Here is a 22,794-nt window from a genome sequence, read left to right as displayed (position 1 = left end):
TTTCGAAGAGAACGGACAGTTGGGCGAGGACGCCACCATCGCGTCGCAGCCGCCGCACAGCGGCCTGCAGCAGGGCAACGCACCGGGCCTGTACGGGGGAAGCGGAAAAACCAGGATCTGTGACGTCGAACGCCTCAAGGAATTCCTCACCGACCCCAAGAACGACCGAAAAACCCGTGAATGGGCACGCGTCGTCGGCGTCAAGCCGGTTACCGAGGATCGGATCGAGGGATATCTCGACGACCTCACACCGGTTTTCCTGCGTCACGACACGCTTGTGGTCAACCACGACTACAAGAAAGGCAGGGCCGTCGCCTTCGACGCGTTGCTGGAGGCGGGGATCGCGGTTCTGGTGGACGACAAGGGCGTGCCCGCCGTGAAGTGCTCATGCGGGAACCCTCTGCGGCCCTTCGACAAGAACCCCGAACGCATCGATGTCGAGTTCGGCGACGGCAACAAGAAGTGGGACGGATTCGACGAATCCGCCGTGGTCACCGTCCGGCCCGCACCGCAGACGCTCGACCGGGTCGTGCTCGTCGACGTCGACGACCCGGACCGGGGCATCGCCCGGCCCGTGGGCAGCGACGGCGAGCAGGACGGTTCCTTCGACGCGACGAAGGAACGCGAGGTGCCGAGCGTGACCGGGATGTCGTTCGGCGCGGCCGGCCAGAAGCTCGCGGGGCTCGGCTTCGCGGTCGCGTATCCCGGTGACGAGCTGCCACCCGCCGACGCGCGGGTGACCGGCTCCCAGCCCGGTCCCGGCACCGACCTGCGGTTCGGGGAGGCCGTGACGCTGGAGGTGAAGAGGGACGGGAGCGGTCGGTCGAGCGACGGTTCGGGGGCGGGCCCGTCGTCGTCCGAGGACGAACCGAGTCAGTCACCGTCCGGCAGCAGGACAGGTGACCCGACGGAATCCCCGCCCAGCACCGAGACGGACGACCCCACGGCATCACCGTCCGGCGCCAAGACGGACAGCCCCACCCCATCGCCGTCCGACGCCAGGACAGACGGCCGCCCGGCAAAGCCACCGTCCGCCACCGAGACGGTCATCCCCACCCCCACCCCCACCGACACAGCGACGGAGACCGCGACGCCCACCAGGACGACCACCGACCCCACGTCCCCGCAAACCGCCACGGCGAACCCCACCCCCACTCCCACGCCCACGCCCACCAGGACCGAAACCGCCGACCCGACGTCCAGCTCTCCGCTGCCCGGCGGACCGGCGTCCAGCACCCCCGCGTCCAGCGCCCCTGTCTCGTCCGGCGATCCGCCCCCCGCCGAGTCCACCGAAAGCCCGGTCCTGGCCCACGCACCGCACCCCGGAGAGTGACCGGATGGAAGAAGGAGCACCCGACGCCGGAGTCGGCCGGACCATCGCCGGCCGCTACCTCCTGCTGAAGCGGCTGGGCAGTGGCGGCATGGGGCACGTGTGGCTCGCCCACGACCAGCAGCTGTCCTGTGAGGTCGCCCTGAAGGAGATCGTGTTCCGCGACCCCGGCGAGGCCGGCCGTGACCGCTCGGCGCGGATCGCCCGCGCCCGCGCGGAGGCCCGGCACGCGGCCTGGCTGCGTGACCACCAGAACGTGGTGACCGTGCACGACGTCCTGGAGCACGACGGCCTGCCCTGGATCGTGATGGAGTACGTGCCGGGCGCGATCGACCTGCGCGCCCTGGTCACCCTGCGCGGCCCCCTGGCCCCGGCGGAGTGCGCTCGCATCGGCCTGGCCGTGCTGGACGCGCTGACCGCCGGGCACGAGCGGGGCATCATGCACCGGGACGTGAAACCGGCCAACATCCTGCTGGCGCCGGACCGCACCGGCTCACCGTACGCACGTGTCCTGCTCACCGACTACGGCATCTCCGTGCGGCCCGACGGCGGCGAGACCCGGCTCACGGGCACGAACGTCCTGGTCGGCACCGCCGGTTACCTGGCTCCCGAGCGGGCCGACGGCGGGCAGCCCACCCCGGCGGCCGACCTGTTCTCGCTCGGCTGCACGCTCTACTTCGGGGTCGAGGGGTACGGCCCGTTCGAGCGCGACTCGGACCTCGCGACGGTCGCCGCCGTCGTACTGGAGGAACCGCGTCCGCCCCTGCGCGCCGGAGCGCTGGAACCGGTGCTGGCCGCCCTGCTCACCAAGAACGCCTCTCACCGGATCACCGCCCGGGAGGCCGAGGCCGGACTCTCCGCCATCGTCACGCCCCAGTCACCCGTGCGTACGGAGCCGGCGCCCGCCTCGGAGCCACCGTGGTCGAGGGGGGCGACCGACCCGGCGGTTTCCCGGGCCGCGCGGGCCCAGGGGCTCGGTACACCGTGGTACGCCCCGACGGCCGTTCCGGAGTCCTCCACCACGCCTGCCGTCCAGGAGGCCCTGGCGCGGGCCGAGGTCCCGGAGCAGCGGCTCGCACCGCCTGCTTCCGGTCCCTGGGCCGCGGGCGGCCTCGGTGCGCCCGCCGTACGCACAGGTCAGCAGCGCGGCAAGCGCACTCGTGTCCTTCTGGCACTCGTGGGCGGTCTCCTTGGTCTCGGCCTCGTCGGCGGTGGAGCGTGGCTCCACACGGCGATCCTGGAGGGGGCGAGTGGCACGAAGCCGTACGGTGACGTCATCGGGCTGACCGAGCCGCTGAAGGACGGCGACTGTGTGAGCGCCGTCTGGCCGGACGTTCCCTTCACCGGAAGGCCGCGCCTCAGCGTGGTGGAGTGCGGCGGCAGCACCACGGACGGACAGGTGATGGCTCTGTACGGGGCGGGGTCCGCGGACGAGGCCCGCGCGTCCGGCACCGCCCAGTGCGAGCAGCGCACCGAGGAGACCCGTGAGAAGCTCGCGGCCGTCCGCACGTACGCCGTCGTCCCGACCGGCGACGGCTTCGACACCGCCGAGCGGCGCGTCGCCTGTCTGCTGCTGGGCACCACCGGACCGGTGTACGGCCCGCTGGGGCACCACCGCGAGATGGGCGCGAGGATCCCCGACACGGCCGCCCTGCAGAAGCAGGACTGCCTCCGCAAGATCTCCAAATACGCCACGGAGCTTGCCCCGTGTGACGGCCCACATGACCAGCGGGTTCTCGGATTCGCCTACCTGGAGCCGGAGACGACGCACCAGGAGGCCGTGGACGGCGAGGGGCGGGAGGCCTGCCGGGACGACCTGCCTCCCGAGGACTACGGCTACGACCCGAGCCAGTACAAATCCGACGCCTGGGTGAGCGAAAGTGCCTGGAATACGCCCTCACATTACGTCGTCTGCACAGTTCAGTTGCAAAACGGGGGCACCATGGAGGGGGATCAAGTCTGAGGAGGGTGTCGCGATGCCCGGTTCGACGAAGGCGATGGGGGTGCTCACCATGGGTGGGCTCGTCGTGGTGACGGCCTACACGGTGGCCCTCGGTTCCAACGGCTGGCTCTGGTTCGGTTGGGTCGTCCTCGGCCTGATCACGGTCGGCATGGTGGCCTCGCGCAACACCTGACCCGGCGGCACCGGCCCGCGCACAGGGCGTCACTCGCGGGGAAGCCGCCCTCCGGAGTGCACGCCCGGCTGGTACTTCGGGAGCCGGGCGGTGATTTTCATGCCCGCGCCCACCGCGGTCTCGATGACGAGGCCGTGGTCGTCGCCGTACACCTGGCGGAGCCGCTCGTCCACGTTGCACAGGCCGATGCCGCCGGAGGGGCTGACCTCTCCGGCGAGGATGCGGCGCAGGAGCTGGGGATCCATGCCGACGCCGTCGTCCTCGATGACGACCAGCGCCTCGGCGCCCGCGTCCTGGGCCGTGATGCTGATGTGGCTCCTGCCTCCCGCCGTCACCGTCTTGCCCTCCAGGCCGTGCTTGACGGCGTTCTCCACGAGGGGCTGGAGGCAGAGGAACGGCAGTGTGACCGGAAGGACCTCGGGGGCGATCTGGAGGGTGACCGAGAGGCGGTCGCCGAACCGGGCCCGGACCAGCGCCAAGTAGTGGTCGATGGCGTGGAGTTCGTCGGCGAGGGTGGTGAAGTCGCCGTGCCTGCGGAACGAGTAGCGGGTGAAGTCGGCGAATTCCAGGAGGAGTTCGCGGGCGCGCTCGGGGTCGGTGCGGACGAACGAGGCGATCACCGCGAGCGAGTTGAAGATGAAGTGCGGGGAGATCTGGGCGCGCAGGGCCTTGATCTCGGCCTCGATCAGGCGGGTGCGGGACCGGTCCAGGTCGGCGAGTTCGAGCTGGACGGAGACCCAGCGGGCGACCTCACCGGCCGCCCGCACGAGGACGGCGGACTCTCCGGGCGCACACGCGACGAGGGCACCGTGGACGCGGTCGTCGACCGTGAGGGGGGCGACGACCGCCCAGCGCAGCGGGCAGTCCGGCTCCTCGCACCTCAGGCGGAAGGCCTCGCCCCGGCCGTTCTCCAGGGGCCCGGCGAGCCGTTCCATGATCTCGGTGCGGTGGTGCTCGCCCACGCCGTCCCAGGCGAGGACCGCCTCGTGGTCGGTGAGGCAGAGCGCGTCCGTGCCGAGCAGGGTGCGCAGCCGCCGGGCGGACTTGCGGGCCGTCTCCCCGGTGAGTCCGGCGCGCAGCGGGGGCGCCGCGAGTGAGGCGGTGTGCAGGGTTTCGAAGGTGGCGTGCTCGACGGGCGTGCCGAGCCCGCCGAGGCTGCGCTGCCGGGCGGTGCGGCGGCCGAGCCAGAACCCGGCGGCCAGCATCGGGAGCACCGCCACGCACAGCCCGGCGACGAATCCGGTGACCTCACCCGTCCCCACGCGTTCTCACCCTCCTCCACGAGTCGGTGCCCGCCTCGGTCTCCCTGGCCGTGCCGTGCGTCTGGCCACCGGCGAGCGCCTCCGGCAGGTGGAACCGCGCCAGGATCGCCGGTGTCCCGGCCGGGACCCTCCCCGGCGTCGCCAGCGACACGAGCATCATCGTCAGGAACCCGAGCGGCACGGACCAGAGCGCGGGCCAGGCCAGCAGCGCGTGCAGGGGCCCACGGCCGGGGTAGCCCGCCATGGTCGCGGCGACCGCGACGAGCGCCGATCCACCACCGACCAGCATCCCGGCCGCCGCGCCCGGCGGGGTGAGCCGCCGCCACCAGATGCCGAGCACGAGCAGCGGGCAGAAGGACGAGGCGGACACGGCGAAGGCGAGGCCCACCGCGTCGGCCACCGGCAGTCCGCCCACCAGCGTGCTGGCCGCGAGCGGCATGGCCATCGCGAGTCCCGTGGCCAGCCGGAAGTGCCGTACCCCGCGTGAGGGCAGCACGTCCTGAGTGAGGACGCCCGCCACGGCCATGGTGAGCCCCGACGCGGTGGACAGGAAGGCGGCGAACGCCCCGCCCGCGACCAGTGCGCCCAGCAGGTCGCCGCCCAGCCCGCCGATCATGCGGTCGGGCAGCAGCAGCACGGCCGCGTCGGCGTCCCCGGTGAGGGTGAGGTCGGGGGCGTAGAGACGGCCAAGGGCGCCGTAGAGGGGCGGGAGGAGGTAGAACGCGCCGATCAGGGCGAGGACGACGACCGTGGTGCGGCGGGCGGCGACTCCGTGGGGGCTGGTGTAGAAGCGGACGACGACGTGGGGCAGGCCCATGGTGCCGAGGAAGGTGGCGAGGATCAGTCCGTACGTGGCGTACAGCGGGCGTTCCTCGCGGCCCTCGGCGAGGGAGGTCGACATGCCGCCGTTGGTGCCGCGGTCGGCCGCGGGGACGGGGTCGCCCCGGGTGAAGGTCAGCCGTGTACCGGCCTCGATGCGGTGGGTGCCGGCGGCGAGAGAGACGCGTTCGTCCTCGTAGGGGCGGCCGTCGATCGTGCCGGTGGCCGTGACGTCGAGGGGGCGGTCGAGCTTGAGGTCGAGGCCGGCGTCGACGCGGACGACCCGCTGCTCGCGGAAGCGCGCGGGTTCGTCGAAGGCGTGGCGCGGGCCTCCGTCGCCCTGCCAGGCGAGGACGAGGAACAGGGCGGGGACGAGCAGCGCGGTGAGCTTGAGCCAGTACTGGAAGGCCTGCACGAAGGTGATGCTGCGCATGCCTCCGGCGGCGACGGTCGCGACCACGACAGCCGCGACGATCACTCCGCCGAGCCAGTCGGGGGCGCCGGTGAGCACGGTCAGCGTCAGCCCGGCGCCCTGGAGCTGGGGCAGCAGGTACAGCCAGCCGACGCCGACGACGAAGGCCCCGGCCAGGCGCCGTACGGCCTGGGAGGCGAGCCGGGCCTCGGCGAAGTCCGGCAGGGTGTACGCCCCCGAGCGGCGCAGCGGGGCCGCGACGAACAGCAGCAGGACGAGGTAGCCCGCCGTGTAGCCGACCGGGTACCAGAGCATGTCGGGGCCCTGGACCAGGACGAGGCCCGCGATGCCGAGGAAGGAGGCGGCGGACAGGTACTCGCCGCTGATCGCGGCCGCGTTGAGGCGGGGGCCGACGGTGCGGGAGGCGACGTAGAAGTCGGAGGTCGTCCGCGAGATGCGCAGGCCGAACGCGCCGACGAGGACGGTCGCCACGACGACGAGGGCGACCGCGGGGACGGCGTAGTTCTCGTTCACATTGCCTCGTTCACAGTGCTGGTTCCCTTGCTGGACCCCTTGCGGCTCGGCCCGTCAGCGGTCCTCGACGAGCCGTGCGAAGTCCCGCTCGTTCCGCTCGGCGCGGCGTACGTGCCAGCGGGCGAGGAGGACGAGCGGCGGGTAGATGCCGAAGCCGAGGACGGCCCATTCGAGGCCGGCGCTGTCGGGCATCGCCGCGAACACCAGGGGCAGCGGCCCGACGAGCAGGACCAGCACCCCGAACACCACCAGGGCGGTGCGGAGCTGGCTGCGCATGAGCGAGCGGACGTAGGTGTGGCCGAGGGTGGTCTGTTCGTCGATCTCGGTGCGGGGGCGGTAGTAGCCGGAGGTGCGGCGCGCGCGCCGGGGTACCGCGGTGACGACGACGCGGCGTTCGGTCGGGTCCTGGGGCATCGGCGTGTCCCCTTCAGCCCGTGGTCCGGCGCATCAGCAGGTCGCGCAGCTCGCGGGCGTGGCGGCGGCTGACCTGGAGCTCGACCTCGCCGACGAGGACGCTGACGGTGCCGGCGTCGAGGCGGAGTTCGGCGATGTGGCGGAGGGCGACGAGGTGGCGGCGGTGGATGCGGACGAAGCCGCGGGCGCGCCAGCGCTCCTCCAGGGTGGAGAGCGGGATGCGGACGAGGTGGCTGGCCCGGTCGGTGTGCAGCCGGGCGTAGTCGCCCTGGGCCTCGACGTGGGTGATGTCGTCGACGGCCACGAAGCGGGTCACACCGCCGAGCTCGACGGGTATGTGGTCCGGGTCGGGTTCGTGCACGGGTATGGGCGGCGCGGTGTCGAGGAGCTCGGCGGCCCGGCGGACGGCCTCGGCGAGCCGTTCCCGGCGGACAGGCTTGAGCACGTAGTCGACGGCCTTGAGGTCGAAGGCCTGGACGGCGAAGCCCTCGTGGGCGGTGACGAACACGACGAGCGGCGGGCGGGCGAAGCCGGTGAGCAGGCGGGCCATGTCGAGCCCGTCGAGGCCCGGCATGTGGATGTCGAGGAAGACGACGTCGATCGCCTCGGGGCCGCCGGGGCCCGACTCCAGGGCCCGGTTGATGCGGCGCAACGCCTCGGTGGCATCGCTCGCGCCCTCGGCACTGCTGACCCGGGGGTCGGCCCTGAGCAGGTACAGCAGTTCCTCGAGGGACGGGTTCTCGTCATCGACGGCGAGCGCGCGCAGCATGACCCCGGAGTCTAGGAGTAATCCGTACGCCTGCACACGTGCCCGGCGTGGACGTACCCGCTGGACATCGGCCGGATACAGTGCCGGGCATGAGCAGCAGGCCGGCGCCGTTCGACGAGCTCGACCGGAAGATCATCACCGCGCTGATGGCGAACGCCAGGACCAGCTTCGCCGAGATCGGCGCGGCGATCGGGCTGTCGGCGACCGCGGTCAAGCGGCGCGTGGACCGGTTGCGGGACACCGGGGTGATCACCGGGTTCTCGGCCACGGTGCAGCCATCGGCGCTCGGGTGGCGCACGGAGGCGTACGTGGAGGTGTACTGCGAGGGCGCGGCGCCTCCCCGGCGGCTGGCGGAGGTGGTGCGCAACCACCCGGAGATCGCGGCCGCGATGACGGTGACGGGGGGCGCGGACGCGCTGCTGCATGTGCGGGCGCGGGACGTGGAGCACTTCGAGGAGGTGCTGGAGCGGATCCGCATCGAGCCGTTCATCAGGAAGACGATCAGCTACATGGTGCTGTCCCACCTCCTGCCGGAGAGCCCGGAAGCGGGCGCCAGCCAGCCCGCACCGGAGAGCGGCTGACCAAACGCACCGGACGTGCGTTGTTCCTCCTCAGAACGCAGCATTCCTGCGCGGACACGCAATCCTTCGCTCTTGTTGCTCGACGTAGCCGGTTCGTACCTTGGAGTCACCCCCAACCAGCACCGCAGGAAGCGGAGGAACCCCTCTGTGCCTGAGAACCGTGTGCCGCGCCGGCGGCGCTTCCTCGTCTGCGAACCCAGACACTTCGCCGTCCAGTACGCGATCAACCCGTGGATGCACCCGGACCAAGCCGTCGACGTCGATCTGGCCCGCGGCCAGTGGGCGGAGCTGATCCGCGCCTACCGCGATCACGGCCACACCGTGGACACCGTCGAGCCCGTCGCGGGCCTTCCGGACATGGTGTTCGCGGCGAACTCCGCGCTCGTCCTCCAGGGCCGCGTCTTCGGCTCCCTCTTCCACGCGCCCGAGCGGCGCCCCGAGTCCGCGGCCTACGAGACCTGGTTCCGGGCCGCCGGCTACGACGTGCACCGGCCGGGCTCGGTGTGCGAGGGCGAGGGCGACCTGGTGCCGGCCGGCCGCTGGGTCCTGGCCGGGACCGGCTTCCGTACGACCCGCCAGACGCACCTGGAGGTGCAGGAGTTCTTCGGTGTGCCCGTGATCAGTCTCCAGTTGGTCGACCCGTACTTCTACCACCTGGACACCGCGCTGTTCGTCCTCGACGAGGGGGACGACGGGCGGGACGGGAACATCGTCTACTACCCGGAAGCGTTCTCGCCGGGCAGCCGCAAGGTGCTGGCGCGGCTGTACCCGGACGCGGTGCTCGCCACCCGTCAGGACGCCATGGCGTTCGGGCTGAACTCGGTGTCCGACGGCCGCCACGTCTTCATCGCCCCGCGCGCCAAGGAACTCGCCGACCAGCTGGCGCGCCAGGGCTACGTACCCGTCCCTGTCGACCTGTCGGAGTTCCACAAGGCCGGCGGCGGCATCAAGTGCTGCACTCAGGAGATCCGCTCATGACCGCTCCCGTCCGTACGCAGTCCGCCGACGGCGTCACGCAGTCCTCCGACGACACCGGCGTGCGGTCCTGCGACCACGCGCCCCGTTCGTCCGCCGAGCTGATCCGCGCCGAGGAGCCGGTCCTGGCGCACAACTACCACCCGCTGCCCGTGGTCGTCGCCCGTGCGGAGGGCAGCTGGGTGGAGGACGTGGAGGGCCGCCGCTATCTGGACATGCTGGCGGGCTACTCGGCGCTCAACTTCGGGCACCGCCATCCGGCGCTGATCGAGGCCGCCCACCGTCAGCTCGACCGGCTGACGCTCACCTCGCGGGCCTTCCACAACGACCGGCTCGCCGAGTTCGCCGAGGGTGTGGCCGCGCTGACGGGCCTGGACATGGTGCTGCCCATGAACACCGGCGCCGAGGCCGTGGAGAGCGCGGTGAAGGTGGCCCGCAAGTGGGCGTACGAGGTGAAGGGCGTGCCGGCCGACCGGGCGACGATCGTCGTGGCGGCGGACAACTTCCACGGCCGTACGACGACGATCGTCAGCTTCTCGACGGACCCGACGGCCCGCACGGGCTTCGGCCCGTTCACCCCGGGCTTCCGGATCGTCCCGTACAACGACCTCGCCGCGCTGGAGGCGGCCGTCGACGAGACGACCGCGGCGGTGCTGATCGAGCCCGTCCAGGGCGAGGCGGGCGTGATCATCCCGGACGAGGGTTACCTGGCCGGGGTCCGCGAGCTGACCGCCCGTACCGGCTGCCTCTTCATCGCGGACGAGATCCAGTCGGGCCTGGGCCGCACCGGGCGCACCCTGGCCGTGGAGCACGAGGGGGTCCTGCCCGACCTCGTGCTGCTCGGCAAGGCGCTGGGGGGCGGCATCGTGCCGGTGTCGGCCGTGGTGGGGCGCCGGGACGTCCTCTCCGTCCTGCGTCCGGGCGAGCACGGGTCCACGTTCGGCGGCAACCCGCTGGCCGCGGCGGTCGGCTCGGCGGTCGTCGAGCTGCTGGCGACGGGTGAGTTCCAGCGCCGGGCGGCCGAGCTGGGCGCGGTGCTGGCCGACGGCCTCACGGCGCTGCTGGGCCGGGGCGTCGTCGGGTTCCGGGCGCGCGGGCTGTGGGCGGGCGTCGACATCGACCCCGTGTTCGGTACGGGCCGCGAGATCAGTGAGCGCCTGATGGCCGGGGGAATCCTGGTCAAGGACACCCATGGCTCGACGATCCGCATCGCTCCACCGCTCACGATCACGGCGGAGGAGCTCCGCTCGGCGCTGGGTTCCCTGGAGGAGGTACTGGCGCACAAGGGGTGAGGGCCCGGTGGTCACCGGTCTGCGACTGCCCTGGCGACGGCTGTTCTAGCGACGGCGCCAGGGCAGTACCTCCTCGCCGTCGTCCCCGGCGGCTTCCGTGCGCTGCAGCGCGGCGTTGATCGCCTCGCCGATCTCCGCGAACTGGCGTACCTGCTCGGGGGTCAGCGCGTCGAAGACGGCACGGCGCACGGCCTCGACATGCCCCGGCGCCGCCCGCTCAAGCAGCCGCTGCCCCTCGGTGGTCAGTACCGCGAACTGGTTGCGGCGGTTGCCGGGGTCCCCCTGCCGGTCCACGTAACCGGCCTCCTGGAGACGGGTCACGGCATGGGTGAGCCGACTGCGGGTGATCTTCAGGCGCTCGGCGAGCTCCGACATGGTCAGCGTGTGGCCGGGGGTGGCGGAGAGGTGGACCAGCAGCGTGTAGTCCGCGTGCGTCACCCCCGCGTCCCTGCGCAGCTGGCGGTTGAGGTGGTCGGCCAACAGCGTGGAGAAGTCGACGTAGGCCAGCCAGGCCCGCCGCTCCTCGCTGTCGAGCCAGCGTGGCGAAGTGGTCATGGCCGGAGGCTATCGGCTCACAATTGAAGTTTCACACGTTCTGGGTGACCTTGCCCTCGCCGCCCCGCAGTGCGCGGTGGCTTGTGGGCCGCAGGTCAGGCTGCCCACGGCGTGGATGACGCGGACACGGGACTCGGATCGCGCGGAGAACGGCGGCACCGCCACCACTTCGCGTCCGTACGGGAGCGGGAAAAAGGCCGGGCAGGCAGGAACCACGGTTTCCGCCCGCCCGGCTTTCCGCATCCTCTTCTCACCGCCCCTGCGACAGCGGCATGACCTTGCGGTAGGCGAACACCGCGACCGCGGCGACCACGACGTGCATCAGGATCAGCGCCCCGACTCCGACCACACCGCCGTCACCGAAGAGCAGGAAGTCAGGCACGAAGGACACCACGACGACGGTCGGCACCAGCCATCGCACCAGCGCCTCGGGCGCCTTCGACACCTTCCGGATGACGGCCCAGCCGACGGCACCGGCCACTACCCCGACCGCCGTCAGGAAGATGTACGAGGACGGCTTCAGCGGCTGGAAGTCGTCGGGCGCGCCCCCGGCCAGGGCGAGGAGAGCGAGCAGCGCGTCGGCCAGCGAGGCCACCACGATCGCGGCCAGCACACCTCCCGCCACGACGAGCGGACCACGGCGGACGGTGACTGCGTCAGAGGCAACAGACATGGCAGCTCCAGGGAGGGATGCGAGTCGAGCACCGGGACTTGATGTTTGAATGCTCAAACGAGAGTCTTCCCGAAGTTATTTGAAAGTTCAAGCCCACCCACGCAAGCCGGCCGCGCGCCGATCCGGCAGGGCTTCGGCCGCCCTCGCCACGCTCGACTTACGGGCGGCCCTGAAATCTCCCTGCAACGAGCCATTGACAGGACATTTGGACAGGGGTCATCGTACTGGCACTAGAGCGCGCTAGTAGAGCGCGTCAGCAACGTCCCCCATGACACTCCCGGAGCTGCGCGACGCGGCAGAACCCAGTCCCGCACCGCCTGCCCCTCCGCCAACCCCTGCCCCTCCGCCAACCCCTGCCCCCTCTGTCCCCGCTTCCGAAGGGCGCACTCCATGGCAACGACGCCATCCCCCCTCCGCACCGTCGTCGGCAACCTCTGTCTCGGCTCCGCCCCCGACTCCTGGGGCGTCTGGTTCCCCGAGGACGAGCACCAGGTCCCCTACACCCGCTTCCTCGACGAGCTGGCCGCGGCGGGTTACCAGTGGCTGGAGCTCGGCCCGTACGGCTACCTCCCCACCGACCCGCGACGCCTCAAGGAGGAGTTGGACGCCCGGGGGCTCCAGGTCTCCGGCGGCACCGCGTTCGGCGCGCTGCACCGCCCGGAGGCCTGGGACGACATGCTCGCCCACGTCCGTCAGGTGGCCGCCCTGACCGCCGCCGCGGGCGCCCACCACCTGGTGTTCATTCCGCCCATGTACCGCGACGAGAAGACCGGCGACTTCACGGAGCCGCCCGAGCTGACCGCGGAGCAGTGGGCGGGCTTCGGCAAGGCCGCCGACCGGCTCGGCAAGCTGCTGCTCGACGAGTACGACGTACGGCTCGTCATCCATCCCCACGCCGACAGCCACATCCAGACCCAGCCGGAGATCGAGCGGCTGCTGGGCGAGTCCGACTCCCGCTACACCAACCTGTGCCTGGACACCGGGCACGTGGCCTACGGCGGCGGCGACAACCTCGACCTGATCCGCCGCTTCGGCGAGCGCGTCGGCTACGTCCACATCAAGCAGATGGATCCCGAGATCCTCGCCCAGGTCGCCGCCGAGAACCTCTCCTTCGGCGAGGCCGTCAAGCGCGGCGTGTGCGTGTCGCCGCCGGCGGGCGTACCCAAACCCGCCGACGTGGTGGCCGAACTCGCGGGCCTGGACGCCGAGTTGTTCGTCATCGTCGAACAGGACCTGTACCCGTGCGCTCCGGAGGTGCCGCTGCCCATCGCGGTCAGCACGCGTGAACACCTGGCCGGCTGCGGACTGACGGGTACCCGACGCCCCACCGTCAACCAGTAGGAGGTGGCATGGACGTCAGCAACGACACCACCAAGGCCCCCGCTCCCGCCACCGCCGTCCCCGACGACGCCCCTCCGGCCGTCTCCCGGCGGCTGCGGCTCATCACCCTCGTCGCCACCTTCGGCGGACTGCTCTTCGGTTACGACACCGGAGTCATCAACGGCGCGCTGCCGTACATGACCGACGACCTGGGCCTGACCCCGGTCACCGAGGGCATGGTCACCAGCTCGCTGCTCCTCGGTGCCGCCCTGGGCGCCGTCACCGGTGGACGGCTGTCGGACGCGCGCGGACGGCGCCACACCATCCTCACCCTCGCCGTGCTGTTCTTCGTCGGAGCGCTCGGGTGCACCCTCGCGCCCACCACCGCGGTCATGGTCGTGGCGCGGTTCGTGCTCGGCCTCGCGGTCGGCGGCGCGTCGGTGACCGTGCCGGTCTACCTCGCGGAGGTCTCGCCCGCCGAGCGGCGCGGGGCGCTGGTCACCCGTAAAGAACTCATGATCGTGACCGGGCAGTTGCTCGCCTTCACCTTCAACGCGATCATCGCCCGGGTGGGCGGCGAGTCCGGCGGCGTCTGGCGCTGGATGCTGGTCGTGGCCACGCTTCCGGCGGTCGTGCTGTGGTTCGGCATGCTGGTCATGCCGGAGAGCCCGCGCTGGCTTGCCTCGCGGAGCCGCTTCAACGACGCCCTGGACGTGCTGAAGCAGGTGCGCTCGCAGCAGCGGGCCGAGGCCGAGCTGAGCGAGGTGTCCGCGCTCGCCGTGAGGGACGAGCAGGAGAAGCTCGGCGGCTGGGCGGACATCAGGAGCACGCCGTGGGTGCGCAAGCTGATGTTCGTCGGCTTCGGCATCGCGATCGTGCAGCAGATCACCGGCGTCAACACGATCATGTACTACGGCACGCAGATCCTCACCGACGCGGGCTTCGCCGCCGACAGCGCGCTCACCGCGAACATCGCCAACGGCGTGATCTCGGTACTGGCCACCTTCGTCGGCATCTGGCTGCTGGGCCGCGTCAACCGCCGCCCCATGCTGATGGCCGGCCAGATGGGTACGACAGCCGCGCTGTTGCTGATCGGTGTCTTCTCCCTGGTGCTGCCCTCCGGTGACGGCCGGGCCTTCGCGGTGCTGGCGATGACGGTCACGTTCCTCGCCTTCCAGCAGGGCGCGATCTCGCCGGTGACCTGGCTGATGCTGTCGGAGATCTTCCCGATGCGCATGCGCGGCTTCGGGATGGGCGTCGCGGCCGTGGTGCTGTGGCTGACCAACTTCGTGATCGGCCTGGTCTTCCCCTCCCTGGTCTCCGGGATCGGGATCTCCAACACCTTCTTCCTGTTCGTGGTGGCGGGGCTGTTCTCCCTCACCTTCGTGAAGCTCTGCGTCCCCGAGACCAGGGGCCGCACGCTCGAAACCCTCGAAGCGGAGCTCAAGGACCGCTTCTCCTGACCTCGTCCCCGGTGGGCCGGGAGCGCGAGGCTCCCGGCTCCCGTAAGCCCTTCGAAGGGAACTGCCATGACCGTACGAGTAGGTGTCATCGGCGCCGGCTGGATCGGCAAGGAGCACATCCGACGCCTCACCGACACCGTCACCGGCGCCCGCGTCACCGCGGTGACCGACATCGACGCCGCCCGCGCCGAGGAGGCGGCGTCGCCGGTCGGCGCCCGGGTGCTGCCGGACGGTGCGGCCGTGGTCACGGCGGACGATGTCGACGCGGTCCTCGTCACGTCCTGGGGCCCGACGCACGCCGAGCACGTGCTGAGCGCGATCGCCGCCGGGAAGCCGGTGTTCTGCGAGAAGCCGCTGGCCACGACCGCCGAGAACTGTCTGAAGATCGTCGAGGCGGAGACGGCCCACGGCCGCCGCCTGGTCCAGGTCGGCTTCATGCGCCGCTATGACGCCGGTTACCGGCAGATGAAGCAGGTCATCGGCTCCGGCCGCATCGGTGAGCCGCTGATCGTGCACTGCGCCCACCGCAACCCGACCGTCCCGGAGTCGTACACCTCCTCGATGGCGGCCCTGGACACGGCGGTGCACGAGGTGGACGTGCTGCGCTGGCTGCTGGACGACGAGATCGTCTCCACCCAGGTGGTCACCCCGCGCGCCACGAGCAAGCGGTTCGCACACCTGAAGGACCCGCAGATCATGCTCTTCGAGACCGCGAAGGGCGTCCGCATCGATCTGGAGGTCTTCGTCAACTGCCAGTACGGCTACGACATCCAGTGCGAGGCCGTCGGCGAGGAGGGGCTCGTCCGGCTGCCCGACCCGGCCGCCGTCGGTGTCCGCGCCGCCGCTCAGCACAGCACCGAGGTCCTCACGGACTGGGTGGGCCGCTTCGCGGACGCCTTCGACACCGAGTTCCGCGAGTGGATCGCGACCCTCGCCGCCGGCGACGAGCCCACCGGGCCCTCGGCGTGGGACGGCTACGCCGCCACCGTCATCACCAGCGCGACCGTCGAGGCCCTGGAGTCGGGCCGCGTCGTCGCCACGGACCTCAAGCCCCGGCCCGCGCTCTACGGAGGTGCCGCGTGAAGATCGCCCTCGACCCGTACATGTTCCGCGCCCTGCCCATCGACGACATGGTGCGCACGGTCGCCGAACTCGGCTACGACTACATCGAGTTGTCCCCGCGCGAGGACTTCATGCCGTTCTTCCTGCACCCGCGGGCGGACGACGAGCGCGTAGCGGCGTTCAAGAAGTCCCTGCGCGCCCACGGCGTCCGGTTGTCCTCGGTGCTGCCGCTGTACAAGTGGTCCTCGCCCGACGAGAGCGAGCGGCGGGCCGCGGTCCGCTACTGGAAACGGATGATCCAGATCACCGCCGACCTCGAATGCCCGTTGATGAACTCGGAGTTCAACGGCCGCCCCGAGCGCGCCGCCGAGAGCGAGGCCGCCTTCTGGCGGTCACTGGAGGAACTGCTGCCCCTGTTCGAGCGCGAGGGCATCGCGCTCAACCTGGAGGCCCACCCGGACGACTTCTGCGAGGAGAACACCCCCGCCGTCGACCTCGTCCGCGCAATCAACAAACCGTGGGTGAACTACCTCTACTGCGCCCCGCACACCTTCCACCTCTCCGGGGCCGACCCGACGGCGGACATCGCCGCGATGATGCGCTACGCCGGCGACAAGCTCCAGCACGTGCACATCGCCGACTCCTTCAACCACAAGGGCTCCTCGGGCCTGCGCTACATCCTCAACCCGCCCGGCACCCCCGCCCGCATCCACCAGCACCTCGACATCGGCCAGGGTGAGGTCGACTGGGAGACCTTCTTCACCACCCTGCGCGAGACGAACTTCGACGGTGTGGCCACCGCCTGCGTCTTCGCCTGGGAGGAACGGGCCAGGGAATCCTCCTCGGTCATGCTCGACCGCATCACCAAGGAACTCGCCGCCCGAGACACCGAGGACCTCGCCGGAAAGGTCCGCTGACCCGCAGGGTCCCGACCTGAAGATCCTCGACGTCCGCCGCGAGGACACCAGCGTCGAGGAACCCGCCGCCGTCGAGGGACCGGAGTGCCTTCGCCGCCACCGCGCAGGCAAGCCCCTCGCCTGAGCGACGGCTCACCCCGCACGACTGTTCGGCACCGGCGAGGCCGGAATCGTCGCCTGTGAGCCGGGCGGCGGGCCCGGCCTCGCCGGTCTCCCGGCCCGGGCCGGACTTCTCGCCGCCTCCGATCTCGCCGGTCGCGGACCGGGTGTGTCCAGCCCTCGCGTGGGCGGCCTCCACCACGGCAGCCACGCTTGGAGGCCCGCGTCAACCGCCGGTCCAGCCCATCACGAGAGCCCGGCCACGAACGCCGGGATCATCCGCACGACCTGGTTCCACGCCCCGCGGACAGCGGGAACAGGCCCTCGCCGACTGCGGACTGCCGCACCCGCGCGGCGGTCTCGGGGCAGGGGCAACCGCCCTCGACCGGTTCCGGGGGCTCCAAGTGACGGGGCCAATCGGGCTACGATCAACTGTCGGGCACCGCAGGACGAGCCTCACCTGCACTCGGACGCCTGACGAGCGTGCGCGGAAGTCGGCAAGGAGTCAGCATGGGTCCCATCAGACCTGACCACAGGCGGCTACGCCCTCAAAGCGACTGAGTCCGCAGATGTGGGCTGTCACGTGGCAGAACACGCCTGCAAGCCGATCCGGTAACAGTGAGCCGGTAAGAGTGAGAGGGACACCGTGTTCTACTACGTCCTCAAGTACGTGCTTCTCGGGCCGCTGCTGAGACTGGTCTTCCGGCCTCGAATAGAGGGCCTCGAACACGTACCGTCGTCGGGCGCCGCCATCATCGCGGGCAACCATCTGTCGTTCTCGGACCACTTCCTGATGCCCGCCGTGCTCAAGCGCCGCATCACCTTCCTCGCGAAGGCCGAGTACTTCACGGGTCCCGGTATCAAGGGCCGGCTGACGGCCCACTTCTTCCGCAGCGCCGGGCAGATCCCCGTGGACCGCTCCGGCAAGGACGCGGGACAGGCCGCGATCCGCGAGGGCCTGGGTGTGCTCAGCAAGGACGAACTGCTCGGCATCTACCCGGAGGGCACACGCTCGCACGACGGCCGCCTGTACAAGGGCAAGGTCGGCGTGGCCGTCATGGCGCTCAAGGCCGGGGTTCCGGTCATCCCCTGCGCGATGATCGGCACCTTCGAGGCGCAGCCGCCCGGCAAGGTCATCCCGAACATCCACCCGGTCGTCATCCGCTTCGGCAAGCCCCTCGACTTCTCCCGCTACGCCGGTATGGAGAACGAGAAGGCCATCCTGCGGGCCGTCACCGACGAGATCATGTACGCGATCCTCTCGCTCTCCGAGCAGGAGTACGTCGACCAGTACGCGGCCGTGGTCAAGGCGCAGGAGGCCGAGGAGAAGGCGGCGAAGGCGAAGGAGCGCAGGTTCCCCCGGATGCCCCTCAGCTGACGGTCCGCTCCGCTCCGGGCGCCGGGGGTGCCTCGCGCCGCCGCCCCTGCCCGTCAGGGGCGGCGGGGAACTCCGCCGCAGCCACTCTGCTGACAGCCGATTCCCTGGGAAACGCACCCTCCCGGCCCATACGGTCACCCCATGAGACGAGCTGTGGTGATCGGAGCGACGGGACAGATCGGCCGCGTGGCCGTGGACGCGCTGGCGCGGGACGGCTGGGAGGTGACGGCACTCTCCCGGAACGGCGGGCGGGACGACAGGTGGCCGGACGAGGTACGGGCCAGGGCGGCCGACCGCTCGGACGACACCGCCCTGGCCACCGCCGTCGGCGACGACTGCGACGTCGTCGTCGACATGGTCGCCTACGGCTCGGAACACGCACACCAGCTGACCAGCCTCGCCGACCGCGTCGGCTCCGCCGTGGTGATCTCCAGCGTGTCGGTGTACGAGGACGACAAGGGCCGCACCTTCGACACCCAGGCGGAGCCGGACGGCTTCCCCGAGTACCCGGTGCCCCTCCCCGAGGGACAGCGCACCATCCAGCCGGGCGACACCTCGTACAGCACCCGCAAGGCGGCCCTGGAGCGCGACCTCCTCGCAGCCGCGGACCGGCTGCCGACCACGCTGGTGCGCGCGGGCGCGATCCACGGGCCGTACTGCCGCACACCGCGTGAGCTGTACTTCGTCAAGCGCAACCTGGACGGGCGTCGCCGGCGCGTCCTCTCCTACGGTGGACAGAGCCGCTTCCACCCGGCGAGCGTCCACAACATCGCCGAACTGATCCGCCTGGCCGCCGCGAGGCCGGGCTCACGCGCCCTGAACGCCGTCGATCCCGACGCGCCGACGGTGGCGGAGATCGCCGCGGCGATCGACGACGTCATGGGCGTCGAGACGGAGGACGTGCTGGTCGACGGCCCCGCTCCGTCGCCCACGGTGGGTGACACACCGTGGTCGGTCCCGTTTCCCGTGGTCTGCGACATGTCGGCGGCGGAGCGGGAGCTGGGCTACCGCCCAGTGACCCGGTACGCGGAGACGCTCCCGGAGACGGTCGCCTGGATCGAGCGCCAACTGGACGGCCGGGACTGGCGGGAGGCGTACCCGAAGATGGCCCAGAACTACGGGGATCTCTTCGACTACGCCGCGGAGGACGCGTGGCTGGCCGGACGGCAGGCGTGAGGAGCCGGTGGATACGGGAAGGGGGCGGCCACAGGCTCCGGCCGCCCCCTCCGCGTATGGCCTACGGCTTGGGCGTGGCGTGCGGTGCGCACGTCACGTCGGACTTGCCCACCTTGCCGGTCAGCAGGTAGGTGTCCACGCGCTCGTTGATGCACGGGTTCGTCAACCCGGTGACACCGTGCGAGCCGGCGTCCTTCTCGGTGATGAGGCGGGAGCCCTTGAACCGCTTGTGCAGTTCGACGCCGCCCTCGTACGGGGTGGCCGCGTCGCGCTCGGCCTGGACGATCAGGACGGGCGGCAGGCCCTTCTTGGTCTTCACCTCGACCGGGGTGTGCTGCTTGGACTTCCACGTGGCACAGGGAAGGTTCAGCCAGGCGTTCGCCCACGTCATGAACGGGTAGTCCTTGTGGAGCCGCGTGTTGTCGCGGTCCCAGGTCTTCCAGCTCGTGGGCCACTTGGCGTCGGCGCACTCGACCGCGGTGTAGACGGCGGTGCCGTTCTCCGAGGCGGCGTTGCCCGCGGTGTCGCTCATGTCCGGGGCGGCGGCGTCGACGAGCGCCTGGGTGTCACCGGCGGCGTACTTGCTCCACACGGTGGCCGTGGGCACCCACGCCGAGTCGTAGTACGGGGCGCTCTGGAAGAAGGAGATCAGCTCGGCCGGACCGACGACCCCGCCGATCGGGTCCGCCTTGGCGGTGGCGCGCAACTCCAGCCACTCCGCCTGCACTTCGGCCGGGGTGTCACCGAGGTGGAACGTCGCGTCGTTCTGCGCGACCCACTTGATCCAGTCCTTCCAGCGGCCCTCGAAGGCGACGTCCTGGTCAAGGTTGGCCTGGTACCAGATCTTCTCGCGCGACGGGTTGACGACGCTGTCGGCGATCATGCGGCGCACATGGGTCGGGTACAGCGTGCCGTACACGGCGGCGATGTACGTGCCGTAGGAGACACCGAGGAAGTTGAGCTTCTTCTCGCCCAGCGCGGCCCTGATGACGTCCAGGTCGCGTGCCGTGTTCGGCGTCGTCATGTGCGGCAGCATCTCGCCGCTGCGCTCCTTGCAGCCGTCCGCGTACTCGGCGGCGAGCTTGCGCTGGGCGCGCTTGTCGGCCTCGGAGTCCGGGACCGGGTCCATCTTGGGCGCCTTGACGTACTCCTGCGGGTCGATGCAGGAGATGGGTGCAGAGTGGCCGACGCCGCGCGGGTCGAAGCCCACGAAGTCGTACGCCTTCGACGCGTTGACCCAGAGCGGGTTCTTGGTGGTGACCCGGCGCGGGAAGCGCAGGCCCGAACCACCCGGCCCGCCCGGGTTGTAGACGAGCGCGCCCTGTCGCTCCGACTTGGTGCCCGTGTTGCCGATGCGGTCGACGGCGAGCTTGATCTGCTTGCCGTACGGCTTGGCGTAGTCGAGCGGCACCGTCACCCAGCCGCACTGTATCGGCTTCTCCAGGCCCCAGTCCGCGGGGCAGTCCTGCCAGTCGATGCCCTTCTTGGCGGCCTTGTCGGCCGCGATGGCCGCACCGCGCGCCTCGGGGTCCTTGACGGTGCGGGCGTCCGCGCTGGCGGTGGGCGCGGTGACGGCGCCCGCTATCAGTGCCGCGGTGACGAGTGCTCCGGCGGAACCGAACGCCGTCGCGCGCCCGGCGGGTCGCTTACCTCTCAACCTCAAGTGAGAACTCCCCCTGCATTGTTGCGAATGGTCAGGGGGGATCCTCCCGGCTGTGAGGCAGCTGGGAACAGATGCGGCGACGCTTCTTTACTATTCCGATAACCGGTGTGCGATGTTCCGCCCAGCGGTGAGACGGGTGTCAGTCGAGTGACGCGAGTGCCTCGTCGAGCACGCGCCGCAGGCGCAGCGCGTCCCCCGCGAGCGCCGTCACGAGAACGCCGGGCCCCGCGAGCGGGCTGAGGGCGGCGTACTCGCCGAGCGCCCTCGGCTCGGGCAGCCGCTCTTCGAACTCGGGTTGTACGATCACGAGTTGCCCCAGCGCGCGGCACCCCGCCAGCACGGCGGGACCGTCCCATCCTCCCGGAGCCCCCGGCCCGCACGCCACCTCCTGGTCGAGCAACGTCCGCCCGCCCAGCCTGACGGTCAGCCGGCTGGTGAGCCGCCCCGGTTCCTCTCCGGCCCGCCCCAGCACCTGCTCCTCGCGGAAGACGAGCCGGGCCCCTGGCGCCAGCTCCAGGCGCGAGGACACCTCCAGCTCGCTCCCCTTGGCGCAGATCAACTGCTCGGGCAGCCACCGCAGTTCGCCTCCGGGGGCGACGCCGACCCGGACGTCGTAACGCGCCTCGCCCTTCGCCTGCCCCGGCAGGGCGATGGTGGCGGCGGCCGACCCGACGTGCAGCCGGGCCCGCTCCCCGACCTCCGCCTCCACGGCGAAGCGGTCCCCGCCGAGCGGCCCGCTCATGGCACCGACGAGCATGACGCGTGCCTCGTCACCACGGGCCCGGACGCGCCGCAGCGCGAGCGGCCCGTCCCCCTCCAGCACGGGAAGCGCGGTGCCGCCCCGCCCGTCGTCCCGCGCCGAGATCCGCGCCGTGGCCCGTACCCCCGCCGTCGTCATGCCGTCCACGCGGCGAGCTGCCCCCGCACCCAGGCGGCCACGGCCGAGACGCCGCTCTCGCTCCGCAACGACTGGAACACCACGGGCAGTTCGGCCCGCTGCGCCTTCGCGTCCGCAGCCATCCGCGCGAGATCGGAGCCGACGTGGGGAGCGAGATCCGTCTTGTTGACGACGAGCAGGTCAGCGGTGGTGACACCGGGCCCGCCCTTGCGTGGAATGTCGTCCCCGCCGGCGACATCGATCACGAAGATCTGCGCGTCCACGAGCCCCTTGGAGAAGGTCGCGGTCAGGTTGTCCCCTCCCGACTCGACGAGGACGAGATCCAGCGGGCCTGCCTCGTCCTCCAGATCCTCGACCGCTTCCAGGTTCGCCGAGATGTCGTCGCGGATGGCGGTGTGGGGGCACGCGCCGGTCTCGACCGCGGTGATCCGCTCGGGCGGCAACACGGCCTCCCTGAGCAGGAACTCGGCGTCCTCACGGGTGTAGATGTCGTTGGTGACGACGGCCAGGGACAGTTCGTCGCGCAGGGCACGGCAGAGCGCGGCGACCGTGGCGGTCTTGCCGGATCCCACGGGGCCACCGAGGCCGATGCGCAGGGCGCGACGAGTGCCGTCGGGGCGGCGGGCGTCGGCACTGACGGCGGACGGGCCGTCGTGAGTGTGGGCGTGATCAAGGTGCATGGCGGCGGCTCCTGTTCATTGGTCTTGGGCTTGGGGGTGGGCTTGGGCTTGGAGGTGGGCTTGGGCTTGGAGGTGGGCTTGGGCTTGGAGGTGGGCTGAGCTGGGCTGGGCTGGGCTGAGTTGGCGCGGACTGGCTTGGTTTCGCCCCCGCCGCCCCTACCCGTCCCATCCCCGGGGCTCCGCCCCGGACCCCGCTCCTCAAACGCCGGAGGGGCTGGATTTTCCCGGCCGGGGCTGGGATTTGCCGACCGGGGCTGGGATTTGCCGACCGGGGCTGGTATTCCCCCGCCGGGGGTGGGCCCCCGACCGCGGCTCGGATCTCCCCGCCAGGGCTGGGCCCCCGACCGCGGCTCGGATCTCCCCGCCAGGGCTGGGCCCCCGACCGCG

The 22,794-nt window shown here is 71.3% G+C and carries 21 protein-coding genes; 12 read left to right on the top strand and 9 right to left on the bottom strand.

Annotation, left to right across the window (positions count from 1 at the left end):
* Positions 1 to 19: 19 nt before the first annotated feature.
* Genes ACZ49J_RS13300 through ACZ49J_RS13290 form a run of 3 tightly spaced genes read left to right on the top strand, consistent with a single transcriptional unit; the run spans position 20 to position 3,465 of the window.
* Positions 20 to 1,333, top strand: coding sequence for a DUF6777 domain-containing protein (locus ACZ49J_RS13300; RefSeq protein ID WP_467447736.1), 1,314 nt, complete (start codon positions 20 to 22; stop codon positions 1,331 to 1,333).
* Between the two features lie 4 nt (positions 1,334 to 1,337).
* Complete coding sequence (locus tag ACZ49J_RS13295) at positions 1,338 to 3,293, top strand: serine/threonine-protein kinase (protein WP_467447735.1); 1,956 nt, start codon at positions 1,338 to 1,340, stop codon at positions 3,291 to 3,293.
* Positions 3,294 to 3,306: 13 nt separating this feature from the next.
* The gene (locus ACZ49J_RS13290) at positions 3,307 to 3,465 is read left to right on the top strand and encodes a hypothetical protein (protein ID WP_467447733.1); all 159 of its coding nucleotides are present in this window, start codon (positions 3,307 to 3,309) and stop codon (positions 3,463 to 3,465) included.
* Positions 3,466 to 3,494: 29 nt separating this feature from the next.
* Here ACZ49J_RS13290 and ACZ49J_RS13285 read toward each other — a convergent pair whose 3' ends face one another.
* Genes ACZ49J_RS13285 through ACZ49J_RS13270 form a run of 4 tightly spaced genes read right to left on the bottom strand, consistent with a single transcriptional unit; the run spans position 3,495 to position 7,675 of the window.
* The gene (locus ACZ49J_RS13285) at positions 3,495 to 4,670 is read right to left on the bottom strand and encodes a sensor histidine kinase (RefSeq protein ID WP_467448270.1); all 1,176 of its coding nucleotides are present in this window, start codon (positions 4,668 to 4,670) and stop codon (positions 3,495 to 3,497) included.
* Positions 4,671 to 4,713: 43 nt separating this feature from the next.
* Positions 4,714 to 6,492: a sodium/solute symporter gene (locus ACZ49J_RS13280; protein ID WP_467447732.1), complete on the bottom strand. Its 1,779-nt coding sequence runs from the start codon at positions 6,490 to 6,492 to the stop codon at positions 4,714 to 4,716.
* Between the two features lie 54 nt (positions 6,493 to 6,546).
* Positions 6,547 to 6,906 carry a hypothetical protein gene (locus tag ACZ49J_RS13275; RefSeq protein ID WP_467447731.1) on the bottom strand — a complete coding sequence of 120 codons (360 nt, stop codon included), beginning with the start codon at positions 6,904 to 6,906 and terminating at the stop codon, positions 6,547 to 6,549.
* A 13-nt stretch (positions 6,907 to 6,919) separates the two neighbouring features.
* Positions 6,920 to 7,675: a LytR/AlgR family response regulator transcription factor gene (locus ACZ49J_RS13270; RefSeq protein WP_467447730.1), complete on the bottom strand. Its 756-nt coding sequence runs from the start codon at positions 7,673 to 7,675 to the stop codon at positions 6,920 to 6,922.
* 89 nt (positions 7,676 to 7,764) lie between these two features.
* Here ACZ49J_RS13270 and ACZ49J_RS13265 point away from each other — a divergent pair, with 89 nt between their 5' ends.
* From ACZ49J_RS13265 to rocD, 3 genes are all read left to right on the top strand, one after another.
* On the top strand, positions 7,765 to 8,256 hold the full coding sequence (locus tag ACZ49J_RS13265) for an Lrp/AsnC family transcriptional regulator (protein WP_467447729.1): 492 nt from the start codon (positions 7,765 to 7,767) through the stop codon (positions 8,254 to 8,256).
* 147 nt (positions 8,257 to 8,403) lie between these two features.
* A complete protein-coding gene (gene ddaH / locus ACZ49J_RS13260; protein WP_467447728.1) occupies positions 8,404 to 9,234 on the top strand; it encodes a dimethylargininase in 831 nt (276 codons plus the stop codon).
* Complete coding sequence (gene rocD, locus ACZ49J_RS13255) at positions 9,231 to 10,523, top strand: ornithine--oxo-acid transaminase (RefSeq protein WP_467447727.1); 1,293 nt, start codon at positions 9,231 to 9,233, stop codon at positions 10,521 to 10,523. The genes ddaH and rocD overlap by 4 nt, the downstream gene beginning before the upstream one ends.
* A 45-nt stretch (positions 10,524 to 10,568) precedes the next feature.
* Here the strand turns inward: rocD and ACZ49J_RS13250 are convergent, their stop codons facing one another.
* Together ACZ49J_RS13250 and ACZ49J_RS13245 are read right to left on the bottom strand one after the other, a co-directional pair.
* A complete protein-coding gene (locus ACZ49J_RS13250; protein ID WP_467447726.1) occupies positions 10,569 to 11,078 on the bottom strand; it encodes a MarR family winged helix-turn-helix transcriptional regulator in 510 nt (169 codons plus the stop codon).
* 250 nt (positions 11,079 to 11,328) lie between these two features.
* Positions 11,329 to 11,751, bottom strand: a complete 423-nt coding sequence (locus tag ACZ49J_RS13245) for a DUF6069 family protein (protein ID WP_467447724.1) — start codon at positions 11,749 to 11,751, stop codon at positions 11,329 to 11,331.
* Positions 11,752 to 12,141: 390 nt separating this feature from the next.
* Between ACZ49J_RS13245 and ACZ49J_RS13240 the strand changes: the two genes are divergently transcribed.
* From ACZ49J_RS13240 to ACZ49J_RS13215, 6 genes are all read left to right on the top strand, one after another.
* Complete coding sequence (locus ACZ49J_RS13240) at positions 12,142 to 13,092, top strand: TIM barrel protein (protein ID WP_467447723.1); 951 nt, start codon at positions 12,142 to 12,144, stop codon at positions 13,090 to 13,092.
* An 8-nt stretch (positions 13,093 to 13,100) separates the two neighbouring features.
* Positions 13,101 to 14,534: a sugar porter family MFS transporter gene (locus tag ACZ49J_RS13235; protein WP_467447722.1), complete on the top strand. Its 1,434-nt coding sequence runs from the start codon at positions 13,101 to 13,103 to the stop codon at positions 14,532 to 14,534.
* Between the two features lie 66 nt (positions 14,535 to 14,600).
* A complete protein-coding gene (locus tag ACZ49J_RS13230) occupies positions 14,601 to 15,617 on the top strand; it encodes a Gfo/Idh/MocA family protein (RefSeq protein WP_467447721.1) in 1,017 nt (338 codons plus the stop codon).
* Positions 15,614 to 16,513: a sugar phosphate isomerase/epimerase family protein gene (locus ACZ49J_RS13225; RefSeq protein ID WP_467447720.1), complete on the top strand. Its 900-nt coding sequence runs from the start codon at positions 15,614 to 15,616 to the stop codon at positions 16,511 to 16,513. The genes ACZ49J_RS13230 and ACZ49J_RS13225 overlap by 4 nt, the downstream gene beginning before the upstream one ends.
* A gap of 745 nt (positions 16,514 to 17,258) precedes the next feature.
* Positions 17,259 to 17,990, top strand: coding sequence for a lysophospholipid acyltransferase family protein (locus ACZ49J_RS13220; protein ID WP_467447719.1), 732 nt, complete (start codon positions 17,259 to 17,261; stop codon positions 17,988 to 17,990).
* 141 nt (positions 17,991 to 18,131) lie between these two features.
* Complete coding sequence (locus ACZ49J_RS13215) at positions 18,132 to 19,166, top strand: NAD-dependent epimerase/dehydratase family protein (protein WP_467447718.1); 1,035 nt, start codon at positions 18,132 to 18,134, stop codon at positions 19,164 to 19,166.
* Between the two features lie 61 nt (positions 19,167 to 19,227).
* Here the strand turns inward: ACZ49J_RS13215 and ACZ49J_RS13210 are convergent, their stop codons facing one another.
* From ACZ49J_RS13210 to ureG, 3 genes are all read right to left on the bottom strand, one after another.
* Positions 19,228 to 20,823, bottom strand: a complete 1,596-nt coding sequence (locus ACZ49J_RS13210; protein ID WP_467448267.1) for an alpha/beta hydrolase — start codon at positions 20,821 to 20,823, stop codon at positions 19,228 to 19,230.
* A 145-nt stretch (positions 20,824 to 20,968) separates the two neighbouring features.
* The gene (locus ACZ49J_RS13205; protein ID WP_467447716.1) at positions 20,969 to 21,727 is read right to left on the bottom strand and encodes an urease accessory protein UreD; all 759 of its coding nucleotides are present in this window, start codon (positions 21,725 to 21,727) and stop codon (positions 20,969 to 20,971) included.
* The gene (ureG, locus tag ACZ49J_RS13200) at positions 21,724 to 22,407 is read right to left on the bottom strand and encodes an urease accessory protein UreG (protein WP_467447714.1); all 684 of its coding nucleotides are present in this window, start codon (positions 22,405 to 22,407) and stop codon (positions 21,724 to 21,726) included. Before ureG ends, ACZ49J_RS13205 begins: the two co-directional genes overlap by 4 nt.
* Positions 22,408 to 22,794 lie beyond the last annotated feature (387 nt).

It is taken from the genome of Streptomyces sp. NPDC030840 (genome assembly GCF_055572015.1).
This window is presented reverse-complemented; position numbering and strand designations above follow the sequence as displayed.